General features: G+C 36.7%; 27 protein-coding genes. 9 read left to right on the forward strand and 18 right to left on the reverse strand.

Annotated features, from left to right (window positions below; translation table 11 throughout):
- Nucleotides 1–15 precede the first annotated feature (15 nt).
- Nucleotides 16–546 (reverse strand): GNAT family N-acetyltransferase, encoded by a 531-nt coding sequence (locus KIK00_RS15740; RefSeq protein WP_255813311.1) that lies wholly within the window; start codon nucleotides 544–546, stop codon nucleotides 16–18.
- Nucleotides 547–670: 124 nt separating this feature from the next.
- Here KIK00_RS15740 and mutS point away from each other — a divergent pair, with 124 nt between their 5' ends.
- The gene (mutS, locus tag KIK00_RS15745) at nucleotides 671–3,262 is read left to right on the forward strand and encodes a DNA mismatch repair protein MutS (protein WP_255813312.1); all 2,592 of its coding nucleotides are present in this window, start codon (nucleotides 671–673) and stop codon (nucleotides 3,260–3,262) included.
- 32 nt (nucleotides 3,263–3,294) lie between these two features.
- On the opposite strand, the gene KIK00_RS15750 is transcribed toward mutS, so the two are convergent.
- The 7 genes from KIK00_RS15750 to KIK00_RS15780 all read right to left on the reverse strand — a co-directional run bounded on the left by KIK00_RS15750 (nucleotide 3,295) and on the right by KIK00_RS15780 (nucleotide 5,167).
- Complete coding sequence (locus tag KIK00_RS15750) at nucleotides 3,295–3,453, reverse strand: hypothetical protein (RefSeq protein WP_255813313.1); 159 nt, start codon at nucleotides 3,451–3,453, stop codon at nucleotides 3,295–3,297.
- 30 nt (nucleotides 3,454–3,483) lie between these two features.
- Complete coding sequence (locus tag KIK00_RS15755) at nucleotides 3,484–3,648, reverse strand: bacteriocin (protein WP_255813314.1); 165 nt, start codon at nucleotides 3,646–3,648, stop codon at nucleotides 3,484–3,486.
- Between the two features lie 160 nt (nucleotides 3,649–3,808).
- Nucleotides 3,809–3,967, reverse strand: a complete 159-nt coding sequence (locus tag KIK00_RS15760; RefSeq protein ID WP_255813315.1) for a hypothetical protein — start codon at nucleotides 3,965–3,967, stop codon at nucleotides 3,809–3,811.
- Nucleotides 3,968–3,996: 29 nt separating this feature from the next.
- Nucleotides 3,997–4,152, reverse strand: coding sequence for a hypothetical protein (locus tag KIK00_RS15765; RefSeq protein WP_236852263.1), 156 nt, complete (start codon nucleotides 4,150–4,152; stop codon nucleotides 3,997–3,999).
- Between the two features lie 42 nt (nucleotides 4,153–4,194).
- A complete protein-coding gene (locus KIK00_RS15770; RefSeq protein ID WP_156118377.1) occupies nucleotides 4,195–4,356 on the reverse strand; it encodes a hypothetical protein in 162 nt (53 codons plus the stop codon).
- Between the two features lie 114 nt (nucleotides 4,357–4,470).
- On the reverse strand, nucleotides 4,471–4,848 hold the full coding sequence (locus KIK00_RS15775; RefSeq protein ID WP_255813316.1) for a hypothetical protein: 378 nt from the start codon (nucleotides 4,846–4,848) through the stop codon (nucleotides 4,471–4,473).
- A gap of 124 nt (nucleotides 4,849–4,972) precedes the next feature.
- Nucleotides 4,973–5,167, reverse strand: a complete 195-nt coding sequence (locus KIK00_RS15780; protein ID WP_255813317.1) for a hypothetical protein — start codon at nucleotides 5,165–5,167, stop codon at nucleotides 4,973–4,975.
- Between the two features lie 263 nt (nucleotides 5,168–5,430).
- On the opposite strand from KIK00_RS15780, the gene KIK00_RS15785 reads away from it, so the two are divergent.
- The 3 genes from KIK00_RS15785 to KIK00_RS15795 all read left to right on the forward strand — a co-directional run bounded on the left by KIK00_RS15785 (nucleotide 5,431) and on the right by KIK00_RS15795 (nucleotide 7,055).
- The gene (locus KIK00_RS15785) at nucleotides 5,431–5,919 is read left to right on the forward strand and encodes a TlpA disulfide reductase family protein (RefSeq protein ID WP_255813318.1); all 489 of its coding nucleotides are present in this window, start codon (nucleotides 5,431–5,433) and stop codon (nucleotides 5,917–5,919) included.
- A 10-nt stretch (nucleotides 5,920–5,929) separates the two neighbouring features.
- Nucleotides 5,930–6,583, forward strand: coding sequence for a thioredoxin family protein (locus tag KIK00_RS15790; protein WP_255813319.1), 654 nt, complete (start codon nucleotides 5,930–5,932; stop codon nucleotides 6,581–6,583).
- A 70-nt stretch (nucleotides 6,584–6,653) separates the two neighbouring features.
- Nucleotides 6,654–7,055, forward strand: a complete 402-nt coding sequence (locus KIK00_RS15795; RefSeq protein ID WP_255813320.1) for a DUF2809 domain-containing protein — start codon at nucleotides 6,654–6,656, stop codon at nucleotides 7,053–7,055.
- Nucleotides 7,056–7,072: 17 nt separating this feature from the next.
- Here KIK00_RS15795 and KIK00_RS15800 read toward each other — a convergent pair whose 3' ends face one another.
- The 5 genes from KIK00_RS15800 to KIK00_RS15820 are packed head-to-tail and all read right to left on the reverse strand — an operon-like array spanning nucleotide 7,073 to nucleotide 11,602.
- Nucleotides 7,073–7,993: a YARHG domain-containing protein gene (locus KIK00_RS15800; RefSeq protein WP_255813321.1), complete on the reverse strand. Its 921-nt coding sequence runs from the start codon at nucleotides 7,991–7,993 to the stop codon at nucleotides 7,073–7,075.
- Nucleotides 7,990–8,628, reverse strand: coding sequence for a DUF2306 domain-containing protein (locus KIK00_RS15805; protein WP_255813322.1), 639 nt, complete (start codon nucleotides 8,626–8,628; stop codon nucleotides 7,990–7,992). The genes KIK00_RS15800 and KIK00_RS15805 overlap by 4 nt, the downstream gene beginning before the upstream one ends.
- A 5-nt stretch (nucleotides 8,629–8,633) precedes the next feature.
- Nucleotides 8,634–9,047: an energy transducer TonB gene (locus KIK00_RS15810; protein ID WP_255813323.1), complete on the reverse strand. Its 414-nt coding sequence runs from the start codon at nucleotides 9,045–9,047 to the stop codon at nucleotides 8,634–8,636.
- Between the two features lie 19 nt (nucleotides 9,048–9,066).
- Entirely contained in the window at nucleotides 9,067–10,368 is a 1,302-nt protein-coding gene (locus KIK00_RS15815; protein ID WP_255813324.1) for an alpha/beta fold hydrolase, read from the reverse strand.
- 31 nt (nucleotides 10,369–10,399) lie between these two features.
- A complete protein-coding gene (locus tag KIK00_RS15820; RefSeq protein ID WP_255813325.1) occupies nucleotides 10,400–11,602 on the reverse strand; it encodes an NAD(P)/FAD-dependent oxidoreductase in 1,203 nt (400 codons plus the stop codon).
- Between the two features lie 114 nt (nucleotides 11,603–11,716).
- Here KIK00_RS15820 and KIK00_RS15825 point away from each other — a divergent pair, with 114 nt between their 5' ends.
- From KIK00_RS15825 to KIK00_RS15845, 5 genes are all read left to right on the forward strand, one after another.
- Complete coding sequence (locus tag KIK00_RS15825) at nucleotides 11,717–12,211, forward strand: thioesterase family protein (protein ID WP_255813326.1); 495 nt, start codon at nucleotides 11,717–11,719, stop codon at nucleotides 12,209–12,211.
- 78 nt (nucleotides 12,212–12,289) lie between these two features.
- Nucleotides 12,290–13,342, forward strand: a complete 1,053-nt coding sequence (gene thiL / locus KIK00_RS15830) for a thiamine-phosphate kinase (RefSeq protein WP_255813327.1) — start codon at nucleotides 12,290–12,292, stop codon at nucleotides 13,340–13,342.
- Nucleotides 13,343–13,440: 98 nt separating this feature from the next.
- A complete protein-coding gene (locus tag KIK00_RS15835) occupies nucleotides 13,441–14,262 on the forward strand; it encodes a helix-turn-helix domain-containing protein (RefSeq protein ID WP_255813328.1) in 822 nt (273 codons plus the stop codon).
- A gap of 165 nt (nucleotides 14,263–14,427) precedes the next feature.
- Nucleotides 14,428–15,663: a multidrug effflux MFS transporter gene (locus KIK00_RS15840; protein ID WP_255813329.1), complete on the forward strand. Its 1,236-nt coding sequence runs from the start codon at nucleotides 14,428–14,430 to the stop codon at nucleotides 15,661–15,663.
- An 85-nt stretch (nucleotides 15,664–15,748) separates the two neighbouring features.
- Nucleotides 15,749–16,657 (forward strand): DUF6268 family outer membrane beta-barrel protein, encoded by a 909-nt coding sequence (locus tag KIK00_RS15845; RefSeq protein ID WP_255813331.1) that lies wholly within the window; start codon nucleotides 15,749–15,751, stop codon nucleotides 16,655–16,657.
- A gap of 101 nt (nucleotides 16,658–16,758) precedes the next feature.
- Here the strand turns inward: KIK00_RS15845 and KIK00_RS15850 are convergent, their stop codons facing one another.
- The 5 genes from KIK00_RS15850 to KIK00_RS15870 all read right to left on the reverse strand — a co-directional run bounded on the left by KIK00_RS15850 (nucleotide 16,759) and on the right by KIK00_RS15870 (nucleotide 21,083).
- Complete coding sequence (locus KIK00_RS15850; protein WP_255813332.1) at nucleotides 16,759–17,493, reverse strand: LytTR family DNA-binding domain-containing protein; 735 nt, start codon at nucleotides 17,491–17,493, stop codon at nucleotides 16,759–16,761.
- A complete protein-coding gene (locus KIK00_RS15855) occupies nucleotides 17,483–18,544 on the reverse strand; it encodes a sensor histidine kinase (RefSeq protein WP_255813333.1) in 1,062 nt (353 codons plus the stop codon). The genes KIK00_RS15850 and KIK00_RS15855 overlap by 11 nt, the downstream gene beginning before the upstream one ends.
- 78 nt (nucleotides 18,545–18,622) lie before the next feature.
- Complete coding sequence (locus KIK00_RS15860; protein WP_255813334.1) at nucleotides 18,623–19,216, reverse strand: porin family protein; 594 nt, start codon at nucleotides 19,214–19,216, stop codon at nucleotides 18,623–18,625.
- Between the two features lie 153 nt (nucleotides 19,217–19,369).
- Nucleotides 19,370–19,609, reverse strand: a complete 240-nt coding sequence (locus tag KIK00_RS15865) for a hypothetical protein (protein ID WP_255813335.1) — start codon at nucleotides 19,607–19,609, stop codon at nucleotides 19,370–19,372.
- Between the two features lie 166 nt (nucleotides 19,610–19,775).
- On the reverse strand, nucleotides 19,776–21,083 hold the full coding sequence (locus KIK00_RS15870; protein WP_255813336.1) for a hypothetical protein: 1,308 nt from the start codon (nucleotides 21,081–21,083) through the stop codon (nucleotides 19,776–19,778).
- Nucleotides 21,084–21,170 lie beyond the last annotated feature (87 nt).

Raw genomic sequence — 21,170 nt, forward strand, 5'->3', positions numbered from 1 at the left:
CTCCCATCTTCGTGCTTATTTATTAATCAATCCGAAGATTGTGGCATCTACGAATTTTCCCTTTTCAAAAAAATAATCTTTCAAAGTTCCTTCTTTGCTGAAATTTAATGAAGACAACAGTTTTTCAGAAGAAATATTGGATGGGTCAATGAACGCATCTACACGGTGAAGTCTCATGGTTTCAAATCCATAAGTCAGAATGGGGAGAATGGCTTCTTTCATATAGGATTGCTGCCAGAATATTGGGTTGAGCTCATAGCCAATCTCTGCTCTAAAGTGTTCTCTGTACCAGTTGTGGTAGCCACAGGTTCCAATGACTTTACCACTGGATTTAAGTTCCAGCGCCCATCGGAATCCTTTTCCTTTTTCAAATTCACTGTTAAAGTGCTGAATAATACGCCGGGAGTCTTCTTCTGTTTTGAAGGTTTCCAAATCATAATATTCCATGACTTCATCCAGAGAAAAATACTCGAACAGGTCTTGGGTATCATTGAAAGTAAGCTGACGTAAAATAAGCCTTTCAGTCTCTAAAACAGGAAATTCCATGAATGATGTGATTTGATGGTGAAAATACAATTAATTACTGATAAAGAAAAGTATAGAAGATTAATCCCCAAACAATTCTCTTACCCTGAATTTATTTTTCTAAATTTGGGGCTCATTTTTTACTATGGCTAAATCGAAGAAGGAAACCCCATTAATGACACAGTACAATACCATCAAGGGTAAATACCCGGATGCACTTTTGCTTTTCAGGGTAGGGGACTTTTATGAAACTTTTGGGCAGGATGCCGTGAAAACATCCCAGATCCTTGGTATTGTTCTTACCAAAAGAAACAATGGGGAAGGAAGTGTGGAACTGGCAGGGTTTCCGCATCATTCAATAGATTCTTATCTTCCGAAACTGGTAAGAGCGGGAATGAGAGTGGCAATTTGTGATCAGCTGGAAGACCCTAAAATGGTGAAAGGAATTGTAAAAAGAGGGGTCACCGAATTGGTTACACCGGGAGTTACCTTCAATGATCAGGTCTTAAATTCAAAAAAGAATAATTTCCTGCTTTCTTTACACAAAGAAAAAGAGAAATATGGAATTGCTTTGGTAGATATTTCTACAGGAGAATTTCTGGTAAGTGAAGGAAACCTGGAAAAGCTGCTCCATATTGTCAATACTTTTGATCCCAGTGAGATTATTTATCAGAGAAGTGTACAGATTCCGGAGCAGATTAAGAATAAGAGTGCCTTTAAACTGGAAGACTGGGCTTTCCAGTATAATTTTGCCTACGAGAAGTTAACGAATCATTTTAAAACCAATTCTTTAAAAGGATTTGGCGTAGAAAACCTTCCGTTGGCTATTACTGCAGCAGGAGCTATTTTTGCGTATCTGGTAGAAGATACTCACCATAATCTGCTGGCTCATATTACAAAACTGCAGATCATTCCACAGGAAGATTATCTGATGATGGATAATTTTACCCTGAGAAACCTGGAAATTGTTTATCCAAGTAATCCACAAGGGAAATCACTGTTAGATATCATTGATAAAACCTCTACACCAATGGGGGGAAGATTATTGAGAAGAAGAATCATTCTTCCTTTAAAATCAGTGGATGAGATTATGAGAAGACTTTCCCTGATTGATTTCTTAAATGTAAATGACCATCTTAAATATGAGATCTGCCAGCTTCTGAAGTCGATTTCTGATCTTGACCGATTAATGGGAAAACTGGCTGCAGAGAAAATTTCGCCTAAAGAACTGGGATATCTTCGCCAAAGTTTAATCAATATCCATAAAATCAAAGCATTATTGCATCCTCATGCGGATGTACTGGCTTGGCTTGAACCTTTGTTTGATCTTGAAGAATTGATTAAGTTCCTGCAGAATCATCTTAATGAAGAACTTCCGGTAAGCATTGCCAAAGGAAATATTATTAAAGAAGGTGTTTCTGAAGAATTGGACAGACTGAGAAACCTTCAGAGCAAAGGACGCGGTTTTCTGGATGAAATGTGCCAGAGAGAAATTGAAAGAACAGGTATTACCAGTCTTAAAATTGATTTTAATAACGTTTTCGGATACTATATTGAAGTTCGAAATACTCATAAAGATAAAGTTCCGGATGATTGGTTGAGAAAACAAACCTTAGTGAATGCTGAAAGATATATTACCGAAGAATTAAAGGAATATGAAAGCCAGATCCTGGGTGCCGAAGAAAAAATAGGCGTTCTGGAAACTTCGCTATACAGAAATTTATGTGCGGAAACAATGGTTTATATTGATCAGATCCAAGGGAACTCCAATATCATTGCTCAGCTTGATGTGGCAGCCGGACTATCTGAACTGGCGGTTTCTGAGAGTTATACAAAACCCATTTTAAATGACGGGTATGCTGTCGATTTAAAGGAAGCCAGACATCCGATCATTGAGAATGCACTTCCACTGGGTGAAAAGTATATTCCGAATGATATCTTCCTGGATAAAGACTCCCAACAGATCATTATGGTAACGGGGCCGAACATGGCCGGTAAATCGGCAATTCTGCGCCAGACGGCTATTGTTTGTCTTTTGGCTCAGATAGGAAGTTTTGTGCCTGCAAAACATGCTGAAATCGGAATGTTGGATAAGATCTTCACAAGGGTGGGGGCTACAGACAATATCTCTGCAGGCGAATCTACTTTCATGGTAGAAATGAACGAGGCCGCCAATATTCTGAATAATATTTCAGAGCGAAGCCTGATTTTGCTGGATGAAATCGGTCGTGGAACTTCCACTTATGACGGAGTTTCTATTGCATGGGCGATTGCAGAATATCTTCATCAGCATCCAACGCAAGCTAAGACTTTGTTTGCAACGCATTATCATGAACTGAATGAAATGACAGTCAATTTTGAAAGGGTGAAAAATTTTCACGTTTCTATTCAGGAAAATAAGGGAAATATCATTTTCCTGAGAAAACTGATTCCGGGTGGAAGCGAGCACAGTTTTGGTATCCATGTGGCAAAACTGGCCGGAATGCCTGCTAAAGTGGTCAACAGAGCAAACGAAATTCTTAAAACACTTGAAGCGAGCAGAACGCAAGGAAGCGGAGGCACTTCAGAAAGTATCAAGAGAGTGACTGAGGAAAATATGCAGCTCTCCTTCTTCCAGCTGGATGATCCTGTTCTGGAAAACATCCGCGAGGAGCTGACAAAAATAGATATCAATACGCTGACGCCTATTGAAGCTTTAATGAAGCTTAATTCGATAAAAAAAATGATTGGAGGGTAATCCAATCATTTTTTATTGTGTTAAAGTTTTAATTAGCAGCAATAGCCGTCTTTACCTCTCGGTCCAATAATAAGGAAATGGCTTACTCCTCTTAGTTTGCATAAACCTTCTGCGCATGCGGCAGCGCTTCCGTTGATTTCTTTAAGCTCAGTTTTGGTGAGTCTTCTTGTTGTAAGGATTGAATTTTTCATTTTCGTCCTGTTTAAGTATTCTCAACTTGGTTAACAGCAAAATCCGTCCTGCATGCCAGGCACTCCTGAGCGTTCTTCTCCGGTGTGCGGATCTGTACAGCTTATGACTCTTGGGCAGATAGGTCTCAATCCACCGCTGATTTCTTTAAGCTCATTTTTACTAAGCTTTCTTTTTTGATTTTTTAAATTTTTCATAATAATTTGAATTTGGTAAAAGCTAATTTACACTTTATTTTTATTGATTCAAAATATTGCTATTCAAATTGTTATATTTTTTTTGGCTATCAATTATAAGTTCAAAAAAAGATTGAGGGGGTTGCCCTCAATCTTTATATCTAACAAAGCTTTTTTGATATTAACAGCAATATCCGTCTCTTCCTACAGGTCCGATTACAAACTCGCCGTCACCTCTATCACAAAGTCCTTCCGGGCATACAATAGGTCCGTTGCCTCCGTTAATTTCTTTCAATTCGCTTTTGCTAAGCTTTCTTTTCTGAATATTTGATTTTTTCATAGTAATTTGATTATTAAAGTTTTAATTGATTAGCAGCAAAATCCATTTTTGTCACCAGCACCAAGCTGCCATTCTTCAAATTCTCCCATACGACAGAACCCATCAAAGCATAATCTTCCGCTTCCTTTAATATCTTTCAATTCACTTTTTGTCAATTTTCTTTTTTGAATGTTTGATTTTTTCATGGTAATTTTAGTTTTGATTTGATTTTTCTTGAAATTTTTTGATTAGCAGCAGAATCCGTCTTTTCCTACAAGGCCTGGTACCATCTCTCCTGAATCAGGCTGCATACAGAACCCGCGAAGACATCTTGGAGGAAGTGCCCCTCCGTTAATTTCTTTCAATTCGCTTTTTACAAGCTTTCTCTTTTGAGTGTTTGAATTTTTCATGGTATTTTTAGTTTGATTGAATTCAAATATATAAAAATGATTTATATAATTCTATTAGTTGTGAAAAAATTAACATATCTGCAAAAAAAAAAGAGCCTTAGAGGCTCTCTTGTATTATAAATGATTGTATTCGTAAGTATTAATGTCTGTGGAACCTGTAGCTGTGGTTCCTGTTTTATCATAATAGCTTCGGGTTTCTTTTGTAGGATAACCACTGGTATTATATTCAAAAATAGATTTAAATATTGTCCATTCAGTTCCGGTTCCATTATTGTAACTGATGATATGATTGTAGCTTAGCGTGTTATGTGCAGATCCGCTTTCATCTTCATTGTCAATGATTTTTAGGTATCCGGTAATGTTTTTCAAAGGAGCATTTTTTGTATCATATACCACGGTCTTTAAGGTAGAAGTTGCTGTTTCAGTAGTATTATTTTGAGTTCTTGAAAGAGTGCCGTTCCAGCTGCTCATCGAGCCATCAGCATTCAGCACAGCATTTCTTGTTTCAGTTCTTATTGATGCTGAAGTAGATGCAGTATATACTATTTTTACATTGTTATTCGCTTGCTAAGTATAGTTAGATTCGGAACTCCATAGTCCACCGAAATCAGTCCCGCTAGTTGTTTTTTTGATATCTGCCATTTCCGTCGTAAGTATATTTAGTAGTAAGAGAGGTATTTGAACCATTGACTACAGATTGTGAGATAAGATCACCAGAATAGGTAAATGTAGTTACACTTCCTCCAGTAAGATTTTTGATCTGAGCAATTTTTGAACCGTTATAAGAAAACGTTAAAACATCTCCGTCCATCGTTATTTTCGTTACCAGAACCGGATTGTTATCATTGTTGTTTCCATTGTTATTAGATGAATTAATATTATCGTTGCTGCTTGAGCATGATGCCTAAAAGAAAATTGGCAGAAGCAAATAAGTTTTTTTCATGGTTTTAAGTTTAAGGCTGTAAAAATATTTAATGTTTTGCTGATGAAAATAAGTTGTTCATTTGTCAATTTATGAGATAGGTAAATTTCATTTTTGTATATTGTTGAATTGTAATAGCTTATGTTTTTAATATGAGAGACTTAATAAAAATATTCACTATACTTCTGTTTGGTATGGTTTGTAAAGCCCAGCAGACTGAAGTTTCTGTGATAAAATATGAAGATCTGGAGAAGAGAATTCAACAGGAAAAAGATAAGTTGCTGGTTGTCAACTTCTGGTCTACAACCTGTGGGCCATGTGTAAAGGAGCTTCCTCACTTTATGGAAGTGAATGCTGAGTTTACAGATAATCAGAAATTTAAAATGATTTTGGTTTCACTGGACAGGCTGGCAGATAAAGAAAGAGTATTAAAATTCATTAAAAATAAAAATCTTACTGCTGAGGTCCTCTTACTGGATGATATTAAAAGAATGAATACCTGGATTCCCAAGTTTGAAAAAGACTGGGATGGGAATATTCCCGTAACGCTGTTCTATAAAAACGGGATGAAATTTCATTTCAATGATGGTGAAATGAGCAAAGAAGATCTTGAAAAAACAATCAAAGAAAATCTACAATAAATAATCTATTATGAAAAACCTGAAAATTTTAGTAACTGCACTGATCGTTGGGCTTGGATTACTGAGCTTTACAACAACAGATCATGATAAAAACAAAACTCAGAAAGAGAATATTTCTGCAAAAGGCTATGAAGTAGGAGATGAAGCGGCGGATTTTAAGCTTAAAAATATTGACGGCAAAATGGTTTCTTTAAGCGATTTTAAGAGTGCAAAAGGATTTATTGTTGTATTTACCTGCAATCATTGCCCATACGCCAAGAAATATGAAGACAGAATTATTGAGCTGGATAAAAAATATAAAGATCAGGGATATCCGGTAATAGCCATTAACCCGAATGATCCTAATGTACAGCCTGAAGACGGTTACCAGCAGATGATTGAAAGAGCAAAGCAGAAAGGATTTACTTTTCCGTATCTGATAGATGAGGGACAGAAAATTTATCCGCAGTACGGAGCTACAAAGACACCTCATGTTTTTGTACTGAAGAAAGAAAACGGAAAGAATATCGTGAAATATATTGGTGCTATCGACAATAATTATGATAACCCGAATGATGTATCCGAATATTATGCTCAGGATGCCGTAAATGCTCTGATAAAAGGAGATCCTGTAAAAATGACAAAAACAGTAGCTATCGGATGTACAATTAAAGTAAAGAAATAATATATTTGTTTTCCTAAAGATAAACCGGTGTTCAAAGAACACCGATTTTTTATGCCTAATCCATTTTGAAATGAAATTCCAATTCAGCCTGAAGTATCTTCTTTTGACCGTATTTATTTTTCTGGTAGAAGTATTGATTGCCACCAAATTAAGTGGTATTTTCTTCGTAAGAGCGTATCTCGGAGATGTTATTGTGGTGATGCTTCTTTATACCTTTGTGAAAAGTTTTGTAAAAGTAAATGATCAGAAACTCATTCTTGGAATTCTGATTTTTTCATTTCTGATAGAATTTGGACAGTTTTTCCATATTGCAGAAAAATTAGGCTTCCGTCCTGGAAGCCTGATGTATATTGTTATCGGAAATTCTTTCTCCTGGATTGATAATCTATGCTACGCCGCAGGCTGTTTGTTGCTCTATCTTATCATAAAGATGACAAACAATGATGGCTTAACCTCAACCCCTAATCCCTAATTCCTGCAACCTGACACTTATCTCCCAAAACTGTCATATTTATCCTCTGCATATTTGGTAAAGCGATTCAGTAAAGCCACATTTTCCTTTTCCATAGGTGAAAGATCATTGTCTACATTGCTTGAAACCGGAATATACCAGTCTGTTTGCTCAAAGAAATTTCTGTATGTTTCTTTTTTGAAAGAATAGCCATGTCTTGCAAATACAGAGTTTTTGATGATCTCAAGATCCAGCTTTCTTAAGTTTTTAAGATCTTTTTCCGTCAGCTTCTGTTTAGATGCATTCAGTTTGAATATCGCTTCTGAAGCAATACGGTTTTTAGACGTTTTATAGCTTTCTGTCTTTCCGGTTTCTTCATCTTTGTACTTTTCTGTAAACTCTTTAGGATTGGACCAGTCTACCAGATCAGAATCTTTATCCAGCATAAAATTGGGGTTATAAACAAACTCTTTTTTAGTCAGTTTAAGGGTTTTTGAAGGAGCTTTAACTGTTGTTTTATCAAAGGCATTCCATTTTCCGGTTAAGCTGTCACCTTTCAATTTTACTTCAAATCTTCCATCTGTTTTGTCATTTCCTGGTTCATCCAGTACAAAAGATGCTGATGCTTCATTGAAAACTCCCCTGAACGGGCGCTGATTGCCATTAACGATACTTTGTCCGTAAACGCTGTCCCTGGTGATTCTGTTGATCTTTAAAGAAATTCTTTTATAATTGTTAACATCATATTCCGAACCATCTGTCTCGTCAACTACTTTTTCCATTCCGGCAAACTCACCGGTATAAATTCCGTAATATTCTTTGTGAACCTCAGGAACAACAACAGAATCCTTTTTTGCGGTCAGGGAATCTTTCCCTGATTCATTGGTCTTCCCCTCTTTTTTGCAGCTTGCCAAAGAAACTGCCAGTAAAGAAATAAGAGTGTAATTTACAAATTTCATATATGTTTTTTTGTGATTAAATATTCAATAATAAGGATGTTGGGAATCCAGCCCAGCCATGCGATGATCTGATACACATCCATAGGATTGGGATGAAATAAATATACAATAATAACTTTCCACATTCTCAGGGTAATAGCAGATAATGTAAAAGCAAAACTTCGCCACATCCATTGCTTGTGTTCCTTAAACTTCTTCTGTCTTGCCAGCTGATACGCTTTATATGTTGAAAACCACCATAAAAAGCCTAAAATAACAAATGAAACCTTTGAGAAAAGACCTCCATTGGCAAAGATTCCCATATAAATTCCTGAAGGCGCAGCGAAGATCAGAATGAGAAAAATATATACTTTTCCTATATTCCGATGGAAGTTTTTAATTGTAAAATCTTTTCTGAGAATAGCCAGAAATCCAGAAAGAAGTACAAAGATACTCGTATAAACATGAGTATAGAAAAACGTAAGATATTCCGGTCTTTCCGCCACTTCAGTCTGTTTAATCATCAGAAAACTGATTTCAGGATTAAAAGGAATATATTCCAAAGTGATCTTCAGCATCAGCCAAAAGAAATACCCAAATCCTATAATGAGAAGGATTTTAAAGAAAGATGAAATATTTCTTTTAGCCGAGAGCATCCTGATTATTCAAAATTGACAGTGAAAGGAAGATTAAACCAAATGAGTACAGGGTTTCCTTTGTATTTTCCTGGTTTCCATTTGGTTGTCATAGATTTCATCACTCTTTCCACTTCATTATTAAGGGATTCATTGCCTCCGGTTACCTGAATCGTTTCTATATCACCTTTGGCATTGACGGAGAACTTTGCATTGGAACGGGATTTACCTTTTGGTCCTTTTATTCGGTTAGAATCAATTTTTTGAGTTACCTCCCGCATAAATGCTGAAAGCCCGCCGGGATATTCTGCCTGTTTACTTTGTTCAGGCATATATTTATCTCTGGAATGATTTTCTGCAGGTTGTGTTTTGGTTTCCTGTGTCTGGGCAAAGGCGAGCCCAAACCCAAGACATAAAATGAATACTGATATCTTTTTCATGCTTTACTTTGTATTCTGGTTATTTATTTTCAAAGAAATCGATGACTAGTTCATTGAACAATTCCGGTTTTTCTTCAGGAACATAATGGCTTGCATTCGGAATAATAGCCAGCTGCCCTCGCGGAATAGATTCAGCTATTTTTACCGTATGTTCTGTTTTTATAAGGTCTTTATCACCGGCAATGATTAATGATGGGCATTGAATTTTATTCAGATCTTCATACTTCCAGTTCGGATATTTCAAGTCCAGATTTAAAAGATCTATCATGACATCATTTTTATGGTCTTTATTTTCTTTTGTAAGGTTAACAAGCATTTCTTTCATAGATTTTAACTCATCATCTTTGGTTCCCTCCGGAAAAATATTGGCTCCTGAGCAGGCAATTTTATCCACCATCTGAGGGTACTTCATGGCCATAGACAGGGCAAGAATTCCGCCGTCACTCCAGCCCAGAATCTTTGTTTTTTTAATGTTGAGTTTCTCTAAAAACTGCTTAAGATCCTCTGTCTGAATATCAAAAGTAAGTTCCTTCGTCTTGTCGTAAGTAGATTTTCCTCGTTCACGGCAATCTACGATTATAACTTTGTATTTTTTTGCAAACGTATCTTTCTGGTTCATAAAGGCGCTGATGGATTGGCCATTACCGTGAAGCATAAGTACAGGTTCTCCTTCTCCATAAACTTCGTAATATAGTTTGATACCATTAACTTCCATAAATTTTCCATCTGGCATTGTGCCGATAATGTCACGTCCTTTGATCAGCAATGACTTATTACCATTAAATGACTTATAATCTGAAGTTCCAATCGTAAAGTATTTTACGTGCGTTACTTTCTGAGAACGGATTCCTTCAAACCAACCGTTAGATGCTGTAATATCTTTCTCAAAACCTGAGTTTTCCAAAGGGATTTCAATCCATTTTTTAGATTTTCCGTCATTGATTTCCAGCTTAAAATCGTCAAAATAAAAATCTCCGTTGTTTTGTGCAAACGCGCCGATATTCATGGTCTGCGCAGAGGAGTTGATGATGCCTTTTATTTCATACGTTTTCCATTCATTGGTTACTTTGATTCCGTAATATTGATTTTCAAAAAAGCCGACAGACTGATCTTTATTGTCTATTCTGCACCATAGTCCGCAATTGGAACCATTATCCTGATTGTCTTTCCTGATTTTTGCAGTGACGCGGAAGTTCCAGTTTTGTTTATTCTCTATATTGACAGCTTGTGTAAATGAAGTCCAGTCAGAAACAATCGTTTTTTCCTGGCTATATCCTAAAAAGAACCAGAATAAAAGAAAGAAACCGAAATTTTTTTTCATGTTTATAGTTTTTAGTAAAAATAATACTTTTTTATAAGGCATTGAGATCCTGTGCGATAAGCCATCCTTCACTCCAGCATGCCTGAAAATTGAAACCGCCAGTCACAGCGTCTATATTTAAAACTTCACCGGCAATATAGAAATTAGGAAGTAGTTTTGAAGACATGTTTTTAAAGTTAATTTCTTTTAAATCAACACCTCCGGCCGTTACGAATTCATCTTTAAAAGTTGATTTTCCAGTCACCTGAAACTTTTTTTGACAAAGATTTTCCAGAACTTTTTGCATTTCTTTTCCGGAAATATTCGCAACCTGTTTATTAAGGTCAACCTTTGAAATCTCTAAAATTTTCTGCCAGAATCTGTTAGTAATATCGAAGATCTTTGACTGGCCGATGTTTTTTTTAGGATTGCTTTGTTTGAAATTATTAAAAATTTCTTCCGCCTCATCCATTTCTATCGAAATAAAATTAACTTCAATTTCAAAGTTATATTTGAGTTTTGCCAGACTTATGGCCTCCCATGCGGAAATTTTTAAAACAGCAGGTCCGGAAAGTCCCCAGTGGGTAATAAGCAGCGGCCCGCTCTCCTCGGTTTTCAGCTTCGGAATTGAAATTCCTGCGTTTTCAAAGCTTGTTCCCGGAAGATCTTTCAGCAATTCATCTTTAATATTAAAAGTAAAAAGGGAAGGGACAAGGTCTACAATCTTATGGCCCAGATTTTCAACCATTTTTAAAGATTTTGGAGAGCTTCCGGTAGTATAAACAATATAATCTGCCTCAAAATCCCCTGAATTGGTTTTTACAATATATTTTTCATCCTGCTTTTCAATCTCTTTTACCGTACATTTTGTTTTTACAGATACATTTTTCTTTTGGGTTTCATTCAGAAAAGCATTAATGATAGTCTGAGAAGAGTTGCTTTCAGGAAAAGTTCTGTTGTCATTTTCAATTTTCAGCGGAACATTACGCTGATCAAACCATTCCATTGTATCCCCAGGCTGAAATTTGCTGAAAACACTTAACAGCTCCTTGTTTCCACGAGGATAAAACTGAACAAGTTCTCTGGGGTCAAAGCATGCGTGGGTGACATTACAACGTCCGCCTCCGGAAATTTTAACTTTCTGAAGGACATCCGAGTTCTGTTCTAAAATCGTAATTGTATATTTCTTTTCGTCAAGATTGGATGCGCAGAAAAAGCCTGCAGCACCGCCTCCGATAATAATGATCTGTTTCATGTATATGTAATCCTATGCGGAAGATTATTTTTTCAAAAGTACAATTTTTATAAACCATCTTATTTGAGTATTTTTGAAGATTATTATTTTATAATACCCAAAAACGATTTTCAAATGATTTTCTACCATAAATTTGAAGTGCGATGGAGCGATCTTGATGCTAATAAGCACTTAGCCAATTCATCATATGTACAGTATTGTGCGCAAGCCAGAATGGCTTTTATGACTAAAGAGAAAATGGGAGTAACCCAGCTAAGCAGATGGGGAATTGGTCCTGTAATTCTGCACGAAAGATATTCTTTCTTTAAAGAGATCTATGCAGATCAAACCGTAATCGTAAGTGTGGAAATAGACGGATGCTCGGAAGATTCTTCCATTTACCGTTTCCTGCACAAATTCTATACACCTGATGGAGTGCACTGTGCCACTTCAGAAGCTACAGGAGTATGGATTGATATGATGCTTAGAAAAATGACCACTCCGCCGGATGATGTAGTGGAAGCAATGAATAAGTATAAGAGCCCGGAAACTGTTGTACTGTCGAAAGAAGACTTTAAAAAACTTCCTTTCCATCCAAGCAATATTGACCCGGCAGAATTTATTAAATAATTCAAAGTTTTAGGTTGAATGTGATGATGATTTTAAAATCATTAATGCATTTTACATTAGACATTAATACAAAAAATCATGTTTGAAGATAAATCACAGGAGCTGACGCCCATTTCAAAATTAGGAGAATTCGGTCTTATTAAGCATTTGACAGAACATTTTCCGCTATCCAATGAATCTTCGGAACTTGGAGTAGGAGATGATGCGGCAGTGATCAATCCTGATAATAAAAAAGTTGTTCTTACAACAGATGTACTGGCGGAAGGAGTGCACTTCAATCTGGGGTATGTGCCGTTGAAGCACTTAGGATATAAAGCTGTAGTAGTAAACCTTAGTGATATTGCAGCTATGAATGCAACTCCTACGCAGATATTGGTATCCCTTGCGGTTTCCAACCGTTTTCCGGTGGAAGCTTTAGAAGAAATCTATTCCGGAATTCAGGCTGCTTGTGGAAGATACAAGGTTGATCTGATCGGAGGAGATACTACAAGTTCCAATTCAGGGCTGGTAATGAGTATTACCGCTGTAGGGATTGAAAATGAAGAAAATATCGTAAAAAGAAGCGGAGCAAAACCGAATGATCTTCTTGTGGTAACCGGAGATTTAGGTGGAGCATACATGGGATTACAGATTCTGGAAAGAGAACATGCGGTGTACCTTGCAGACCCGAATATGCAGCCGGAAATGGAAGGCTACGACTATATCCTGGAAAGACAGCTGAAACCTGAAGCACGAACAGACGTTAAAACGATTTTAGAAGAACTGGATATAAAGCCGACCTCTATGATCGATATTTCAGATGGTCTGGCTTCTGAAATTCTTCATCTTTCAGATCAGTCAAACGTAGGGTTCAGATTGTACGAGGAAAAAATTCCGTTAGACAATCTTACGATCTCTACCGCAGATGAAATGAATTTGAATCCGGTAATGACTGCTTTAAGTGGTGGTGAAGATTATGAACTTTTGTTCACCATTTCAGCAAACGATTTTGATAAAATTAAAAATCACCCGGACTTTACCATTATAGGGCATGCTGTAGAAAAAGAAGAAGGAAACTTTATGGTAGCAAGAGGATCTAACCAGCTGGTAGCACTTACTGCTCAGGGTTGGGATGCTTTTTTAAATCAATAAAACCGAAAAATTATATTTAATTTTAAATATTGTAAGAGAACCGCAGCACTTTTTTTGCTGTGGTTTTTGTTTATAGTTAATTACTTTATCATACAGTAATGATTACACCAGAAAAAGAAATCCCGGTTCATCATCTGACTTCTGAAAAATTTCAGATGAGTACTCTGAGTGCGGCAGGCCCTGAAAATTTTCATGATGTTCACCGGCATAATTTTTTTGAAATTATCTGGTTCAGAGAGGTGTATGAAAACAGCCGTTTAGAGCTGGACTTTGAAAGCTACAAACTTGAGAACAATCAAATCTGTATTATTGCACCAGGACAGGCATTCAATATGAAACTGGAAGGAGAGGAAGGATATGCAATGGCAATAAGCAGGGAAATTTTCAACGAAGCATGTGATATAGAATCGGTACTCACAGGAGGAGAACTCCCCTTTTTTTTAAATCCGAAAAATGAAAAAACCTGCAGTACAATTATATCACTGATTGAGCAGGAATATAAAACATCATCAAGAACGGAGCTCTTAAAGGCATATCTGAAAGCATTTTGTATCATCATCGGAGAGCAAATCAACCCTCAGGAACCTTTATTGAATGACCGCCAACGCATTCAGGAACTGGTGGGGCTTATTGAGAAGCATTATATAGTGCATAAAGAAACAGTTTTCTACGCAGATCAATTAAAGATAAGTACCCATCATCTTAATGATATTGTGCGCCTTTTGAGAGGAACAACAGTAAAAAAAATGATTTCCCAGCGTCTTATCCTGGAAGCCAAAAGAGAGCTTAGCTTTGGAGCTCTCACGGTAAAGGAAATTGCTTTTAAACTAGGTTTTAATGATGCTTCATATTTTTCAAGGTTTTTTAAGAAACAGACCAGCCAAAATCCCGACAGTTTTAAGAATAATGAAAAAAAATAATCCTCAATATTTACCGTAATGATGGGGCTAAAGTAACAGTTTTCATTTATTGTTGTATTTAAATCTTCAGTTTGTCCTATACTTCCTTCAGTTCTTTTATTGAAATATGATGCTTTTTACAGCAACTTTGCAGCTGAAAAACCGCCTGTGAAGGCTTATGTATTTATGAAGAAGAATTTGAATATTGTAGTGTTTATTTTAGCACTGCTCAACACATTGGAGTCGCTAAGTATAGATCTTTATCTTCCCGCTTTCCCAAGTATGGCTAAAATCTTTAATACCGATATCGGCCATATCCAGATATCCATTTCGGTGTTCTTTGCCGGATTTGCTTTCGGGCAATTATTATGGGGCCCTTTATCAGACAAAAAAGGAAGAAAACCTATGCTGTATTGCGGGCTTTTACTTTTTATTATAGGTGCTACAGCCATCTATTTTACCTCAGATATTTATGTTTTATGGGCAATGCGTTTCTTGCAGGCGTTCGGAGGAAGTGCCGGAATTGTTATCGGTAGGGCAATCATTATTGATCTCTACGATAAACAGAAATCGGTAACAATCTTTTCCCAGCAGTCTCAGATCAGTGGCATCGCTCCCATTGTAGCTCCATTATTGGGAAGTGTTTTTCTTAAATTCTGGGGCTGGAACAGTTCTTTTGCCTTTTTATGCATTATGGGGCTGATAACGCTTTTCATGGTATACAAATATGTACCGGAAACCAATAACAGAATCAATCTTCCGGATGAGGAACTGATGAATGAAAAAGGATTAAAAGATCAGTTGAAAATGATTATTTCCAACAGAGATTTTATCAACAGTACGATGGTAGGAAGTATTGCGTTTGCTTCCCTTATTATCTACATCTCGAATGCCCCGTTTTTATTCATGGAAATCCATGGTTTCTCAAGCAGCGTGTTCAGTTTTATATTTGCTTTTAACTCCCTGGCATTAATAACGGCAGCTTATATCACGCCTAAACTGATCAAAAGGATAAGCAATTCAGCACTTTTATTTATGGCTACCATTGTATTACTGGTTGTATGTTCCCTTCATATTCTGATTGCTGCTGAAAATGTTTCTGTAGCCTTGGAAATTGCAATGCTTTATCTTTCATTACTGGCTATTGGTATCTTGTTTCCTATTACATCCGCCCATGCGCTGTCTCCGTTTAAAGAAGGAAGAGGAACAGCAGCGGCTTTATTGGGTTTTATGCAGTTGATGGTTACATTTTTAATGTCGGCATTACTGGGGTTTTTAGAAGCAGATTCTATAATTCCAATGGTGGTAACACGGTCTGCAATGGCGTTGATTGCCGTATGGTTCGGGTATCGTATTTTTAAAACTCAAAAAAAAGAAAGTTTAAATACCAGTTCTAATCCGGAAACTCATCCTCTTATTTGATCCTGTTGTCATACAATCCGGGCACTTAATCAAGTAATTTTTGAAAAAAATAGCCAAAGGGTTCTCTTTGCATAAAATTTAAAATATGAAAAGAACCCTTTCGACGGTTTTATGCTGTTTATTGCCATTAGGATATTGGGTAAGTGCACAATCCGGAATCTCTGCAGAACTGAAAACAGAATATATTCCGGGCTCAAACTATATTCGCCCTGAAGACAGTACAAAGACGAATTCCAAAAGTGATTTTAAAAGAATAGATCTTAACCTGAGTATTCCGTTATCCGTAAAAAAAGATACTGACGGGAAAGTAAGGTCGTGGTCTATGCTGTTGAGCGGATCTTACGCAAAGATGACACACAAAAATTACGAAACCCAGTTATTTCCGGATCAGATGCTGAACGCGCAGGTCGGGATACAGCATCTGAGACCTTTAGGCAAAAAGTGGAGTATGATGATGACTGCATCTGTGGGAGTGTATACAGACCTTGAAAGAGTAAGTTTTGATGATGTACTGGGGCAGGGAGGACTTTTATTTATCAGACATTTTAATCCTAATCTTTCGTTAGGTGGAGGACCTGTCCTTACCACTGCTTTTGGAGTTCCTATGATTTTACCATGGATTTATTTTGACTGGAAGACGAACGGAAAAATTAAATTCAACATCAATTTCCCACAGGGGATGGAAGCCGGTTATCTGTTTTCAGACAAATTTGCTTTAAAAGCCGTTGTAGATCTCAATGGGATGACGGTAGAGAGAAATGTAGGCGGAAAATCTATGCTGCTTGGCTACCAGCAGATTACTGCGGGACTCAGGCCAGAATTGAAAATCAATGACAGGCTTACGTTACGTCTCACAGGTGGAACGGCAATACTGAGAAGCTTCAACGAAAATGACCGTAAGATCAAAAGTATTTTCAGAGATAAAAAAATAGCGGATCCAAGATTTGCAAGTACATTCTACGCTGCAGTATCATTACGCTGGAATCTGCCATAAGAAAAAAATAAGCTGGAGGCTGAGAACGTAAAATATTGAATATAATGAGTTAATTATTCATTGTACTTTATAACTCCCAGCTTCCTGCTTCTTTCTCCCAGCTACTTACTTATTAATTTCTTATACACCACCTGATTAAGCAATTCTTCTTTTCGGGTACGGGAAATCGGAAGCTCAATTTTATTAATGAAAAGACGCCCTCCCGAGATCATATCAATATGGGTGATATTGATGAGGTAAGACTTGTGAATCCTGAAAAAATGATCTGAAGGAAGAGATTCCTCAATGGCTTTCATCGTCTGATGAATAGTCAGAGATCTGTCCTTAAAATGAAGCCTGGTGTAATTCTGCATACTTTCAATGTATAAAATATCTACCCACGAAACCTTAATAAAAGAATCGGACTGTCTTACATACAAGAAAGGGTCGTCCAGAGAAGTATTCTTTTTCAATTTCTCACTGATGATAAACTGTTGCTGTGCCTTATTTACTGCCTGATAAAAACGGTTAAAAGCAATGGGTTTTAAAAGATAATCCACTACCTGCAAACGAAATCCCTCCAGGGCATATTCAGAATAAGCTGTGGTAAGAATGCACAAAGGTGGATTTTCCAGCTGTTCCAGAAATTCCAGACCGGTAAGATAAGGCATATTGATATCAAGGAAAAGAAGATCTATTTCGCTCTCTTTTACTTTGGTATCTGCTTCCAGTGCTGTAGCACACGTTCCTTCAACAGATAAAAAATCAATTTGACCGGCCAGTTCCTTAAGATGGAATCTTGCCAGAGGTTCATCATCTATAATCAGGCATTTCATTTTAGGAATATTAGAGCTCATGATGGTCAGATAAAGTTAAAATTAAAGTTATTTTGAAGGTATGATGATCTGATTCAATTTTTAGATCATGAAATTCAGGATATTGCAGCTTTAAACGTTTTTTTACATTTTGAAGACCAATTCCGCCCGCTCCGTCTTTCTTTTTATAGGTTGCCATATCAGAATAGGAATTTTCAACATAAAAATAAAGATTATTGTCTTTTTCTTTACAGGAGATTTTTACATACCCTTTATGCCCGGGGAGCCTGCAGACATACTTAAAGGCATTTTCAATAAAAGGGACCAGCAGTAACGGAGCAATAAAAGCTTTCCTGTTATCAATTTCCCAGGAAGCCCTTACATCCAGTTCATTTCCCCACCTCAGTTTTTCTACCTCAACAAGATTCTGAAGATACTCAATCTCTTTATCCAAAGGTACCAGGGGCTGGTTGCAATGATACAGCTGATATCTTAGAATATCCGAAAACTTCATCAGTAAAAAGTCTGCAAGCTGTGTGTCCGTTTTCATCAGAATATGAATATGGTTCAGGATATTGAATACAACATGAGGATTGATCTGATCCTGTAAAAGTTTAAGCTGGTTTTCCAGATGCGCCTGCTGGAGAAGAATGTGATCACGCTCTATCCTTCCATGTTCCTTATAAAATTTTATACCACACGCTACTCCGGTGATAAGAAATGAGGCTGGTAAAGACATGTAGAAGCCTTGCCATAAAATAGGCAGCTGATCCGAAAAACTCAGTGGAAGATGATTTTTTGGAGTGACTTCAAGATAAGTAAAAATAACAGCGAAGATCAGTCCCAATATGAGAATAACAATTACTACCTGCATCAAAAACTGTTTCATCTTTTTTTCCCGCAGGGCTTTCGGAAGAAACTTATTGGTTAAAGAATGGGTGAATGTAAAAGAAGAAGCTGCAATTATAACAGCTTGAATCATAGCAAGGTATTTATCTGTAGTGATCTGGAGGTTACACCATAATACGATAGCAAGAGCAAGCCAGAAAATAAAAGTAAATATGTATTCTTTGAAAACAAAAGATTTCGTCATGGAAATGGAAATAGGTTGATAAAAAATTAGAAACTGCAGGGAAAACAGTTTCTAATAGGTAAAGATAATTTAAGTTTTTTAGAACAGGAAATAACCTATTCCGAGGGAAAAACTGTGGGGTTTGGACTTAAATTCTTTACTGATGCTTGAAAGACCAGTTTCATACCTAAGATCTGCCGTGAAGTTTTTATAATCTACACCAACACCTCCCGTAATGCCAATATTGGATTTGTCAAAATTTTTAAATCCCTCCTGAAAAGCCTGAGAAGCAGAAACTTTATTGTTAAAGGCGTAGCTGTAAACACCTCCGGCAAATACTCTTACATTAAAATCATCTGCTTTAATCAGTTTATATCCTACCACCACAGGAATATCAATAGCGTTCCATGAAAGTTTTGAAGAACTTCCGTCTTGGGATGTGTATGATGTCTTTCTTTTGTTGAACAGAGCTTCTCCTTGTACATATAACTTTCCGAGATCCACTCTTGTCATTACTCCTGCCTGATAGCCGAGTCCATATTTCCCTTCCAAAGAAGATTCCGTTGAGGTTTTTGTAAAGTTTGCCCCTCCCTTGACCCCAATGTGAAAAGCCGGAGCCTGTTGTGCTTTCGTTTCTATACTGCAAAAAATACATAATAACAATGTACTTAGGGCGAAAAATTGCTGCTTCATAAATTAATTATTGTTAAAAATCTGATACAAAACAACAACTATGAAAGAGGGAATGAAATTTTATTTGATGAACGGCAAAGATACTTTGACAAGTACCTGTTTTAGGGTGAAAAATAAAAAACCGGGAGTAGTGATACTCCCGGTTTGCTATTACTAATACGGTTGTTCTTCACAAATAGAAGGAGGATTGCATCCTCCGCCACCTCCGCCAGGGTTTCCACCACCTCCTACAGCGATGCATTGTCCCGGATTTCCGTCTTCATACATTTCACATGCATATCCCCAGGCACACTGGCAGTCGTCCTGACAATTATAAGAGTTGCCTCCCATATGGCATCCGTCTATTCCACTGCCCAGAATTACAGATAAGTCCTTTCTCAAAAGTTTTTTCATTGTTTTCATGATTAATTTGGTGTTAAATGTTATTGTTTAAAATTGTACATCCTTGTAAATATAATAAAATTGTCTTAATGGATTGTAAATGAATTGCATGCAGATACATTATACGAAGAAAGCCACTACAAGAGCGGCTTTCTTATGATAGATATAAAGTTTTGTTTTAGAAACTGAAATCCTTTTGATACAGCATATATTCTTTTTTGAAAAGAGGAATGGTCCCTTCATATCTGAGAGGAGATATTCCAAAACCATAAAACATATCAGCCTGAATTTTGCCTTTTACAGAGATCACGCCTTTTCTTTCAGGAATGAATGTTAACCCTAAAGAAGAAAGGGCAGAAGCTCTTCCTCTCAATCCGGAATTAGCAATAGGAATAGAAATAAACATCAGTCCTACAGCTCCTTTTGCCTCTAAGCCTGCTTCAGCAGATAAGTTTCCCTCTGCTCCTGTGATGGCAGGATCTGATTTCTTTTGAAGATTGATATTAATCGCTGGAGTTTTGCTTACCAAAAAGTTGGCATTTCCTTCAAGATCCAAAAGCTGTCCCTGTACTTTTCCTGTAGCCTGTACTCCCAGAAATGGCCCGGCAGAAAGAGTAGGGCTTAAAATCAACCCTGTAGGCCCCAAAACAATAGGAACAATAGGAATATTCAGGTAATCTGTAGTGCTTGCTGTGTAACCCAGGCTTCCTACAATACTTGCAGAGCTTTTAAGCTGGATATCATCCATGATAAGATTGACATAAAAATCAGCTAAATGTCCCCATGAGAATGTAATATTGTAATCAATTTTTGGAGTGAACCCACCTTTTACATTCACGCTGGAAGTTCCTGCCGAAGATAAAGGAAAGGAAAAAGTTTTATCAAAATTAAAACGGTTGAAGGCAACTATTTTTTGATTTTGAATGTTTTTGGCTTCAATAGAAAGTATTTTACGATTGATTTCTTCTGAAACCATACCTTCTACAGGTACGTAATTTACCATTCTTCCATCAATATTAACTGGAGCTTTACCTGATGGATCATAAACTCCACTCAGTGTTCCACTATAGATAAATTCTTCAAGTTTTGCACTGGAAGTTTGTACTTTAAACTGGTTATTCAATTTAGAAACAGAACTTACTTTTGAAAGGATGGTACTCACCTGATCACCTTCAATCTTAGTTCCTACAATAACGGTTCCTACCGAAATGCTGTCTGTTTGCGGAGTCGTTCGGCCAAATGTAATTTCTCCGTCATTATGAGTGGAAATTGCATTTACCGATTCATCATTCAGAATAATAACATTCTTCTGTAAGGTCAGATTTCCCAAAGTCTTCATATGTACAGACTCTGCAGGTTTTTCAACAGGATCATCCGCGGGATCATCCTGAGAACAAGACGTTATAAGAAACAAACAGAAAATAGATAAAAGAAAGGGAAAGTAAAATTTTCTGTTGATTTTGAAGTGGTTAGATTTCATTTTCATATACAGTGATTTTAAGATTTCTCTAAATTAGGTGAATTATTTAAAGCTTACAAAAGAATAGTGTTAAATTAGTATCAATAACATAAT

This window comes from Chryseobacterium sp. MA9 (genome assembly GCF_024399315.1).
Lineage (GTDB): Bacteria > Bacteroidota > Bacteroidia > Flavobacteriales > Weeksellaceae > Chryseobacterium.

Coding starts and splice junctions, on each gene's coding strand:
- KIK00_RS15740 (WP_255813311.1), bottom strand. CDS start 546: ATGGAATTTCCTGTTTTAGAGACTGAAAGGCTTATTTTACGTCAGCTT.
- mutS (WP_255813312.1), top strand. CDS start 671: ATGGCTAAATCGAAGAAGGAAACCCCATTAATGACACAGTACAATACC.
- KIK00_RS15750 (WP_255813313.1), bottom strand. CDS start 3,453: ATGAAAAATTCAATCCTTACAACAAGAAGACTCACCAAAACTGAGCTT.
- KIK00_RS15755 (WP_255813314.1), bottom strand. CDS start 3,648: ATGAAAAATTTAAAAAATCAAAAAAGAAAGCTTAGTAAAAATGAGCTT.
- KIK00_RS15760 (WP_255813315.1), bottom strand. CDS start 3,967: ATGAAAAAATCAAATATTCAGAAAAGAAAGCTTAGCAAAAGCGAATTG.
- KIK00_RS15765 (WP_236852263.1), bottom strand. CDS start 4,152: ATGAAAAAATCAAACATTCAAAAAAGAAAATTGACAAAAAGTGAATTG.
- KIK00_RS15770 (WP_156118377.1), bottom strand. CDS start 4,356: ATGAAAAATTCAAACACTCAAAAGAGAAAGCTTGTAAAAAGCGAATTG.
- KIK00_RS15780 (WP_255813317.1), bottom strand. CDS start 5,167: ATGGACGGAGATGTTTTAACGTTTTCTTATAACGGTTCAAAAATTGCT.
- KIK00_RS15785 (WP_255813318.1), top strand. CDS start 5,431: ATGAGAGACTTAATAAAAATATTCACTATACTTCTGTTTGGTATGGTT.
- KIK00_RS15790 (WP_255813319.1), top strand. CDS start 5,930: ATGAAAAACCTGAAAATTTTAGTAACTGCACTGATCGTTGGGCTTGGA.
- KIK00_RS15795 (WP_255813320.1), top strand. CDS start 6,654: ATGAAATTCCAATTCAGCCTGAAGTATCTTCTTTTGACCGTATTTATT.
- KIK00_RS15800 (WP_255813321.1), bottom strand. CDS start 7,993: ATGAAATTTGTAAATTACACTCTTATTTCTTTACTGGCAGTTTCTTTG.
- KIK00_RS15805 (WP_255813322.1), bottom strand. CDS start 8,628: ATGCTCTCGGCTAAAAGAAATATTTCATCTTTCTTTAAAATCCTTCTC.
- KIK00_RS15810 (WP_255813323.1), bottom strand. CDS start 9,047: ATGAAAAAGATATCAGTATTCATTTTATGTCTTGGGTTTGGGCTCGCC.
- KIK00_RS15815 (WP_255813324.1), bottom strand. CDS start 10,368: ATGAAAAAAAATTTCGGTTTCTTTCTTTTATTCTGGTTCTTTTTAGGA.
- KIK00_RS15820 (WP_255813325.1), bottom strand. CDS start 11,602: ATGAAACAGATCATTATTATCGGAGGCGGTGCTGCAGGCTTTTTCTGC.
- KIK00_RS15825 (WP_255813326.1), top strand. CDS start 11,717: ATGATTTTCTACCATAAATTTGAAGTGCGATGGAGCGATCTTGATGCT.
- thiL (WP_255813327.1), top strand. CDS start 12,290: ATGTTTGAAGATAAATCACAGGAGCTGACGCCCATTTCAAAATTAGGA.
- KIK00_RS15835 (WP_255813328.1), top strand. CDS start 13,441: ATGATTACACCAGAAAAAGAAATCCCGGTTCATCATCTGACTTCTGAA.
- KIK00_RS15840 (WP_255813329.1), top strand. CDS start 14,428: ATGAAGAAGAATTTGAATATTGTAGTGTTTATTTTAGCACTGCTCAAC.
- KIK00_RS15845 (WP_255813331.1), top strand. CDS start 15,749: ATGAAAAGAACCCTTTCGACGGTTTTATGCTGTTTATTGCCATTAGGA.
- KIK00_RS15850 (WP_255813332.1), bottom strand. CDS start 17,493: ATGAGCTCTAATATTCCTAAAATGAAATGCCTGATTATAGATGATGAA.
- KIK00_RS15855 (WP_255813333.1), bottom strand. CDS start 18,544: ATGACGAAATCTTTTGTTTTCAAAGAATACATATTTACTTTTATTTTC.
- KIK00_RS15860 (WP_255813334.1), bottom strand. CDS start 19,216: ATGAAGCAGCAATTTTTCGCCCTAAGTACATTGTTATTATGTATTTTT.
- KIK00_RS15865 (WP_255813335.1), bottom strand. CDS start 19,609: ATGAAAAAACTTTTGAGAAAGGACTTATCTGTAATTCTGGGCAGTGGA.
- KIK00_RS15870 (WP_255813336.1), bottom strand. CDS start 21,083: ATGAAAATGAAATCTAACCACTTCAAAATCAACAGAAAATTTTACTTT.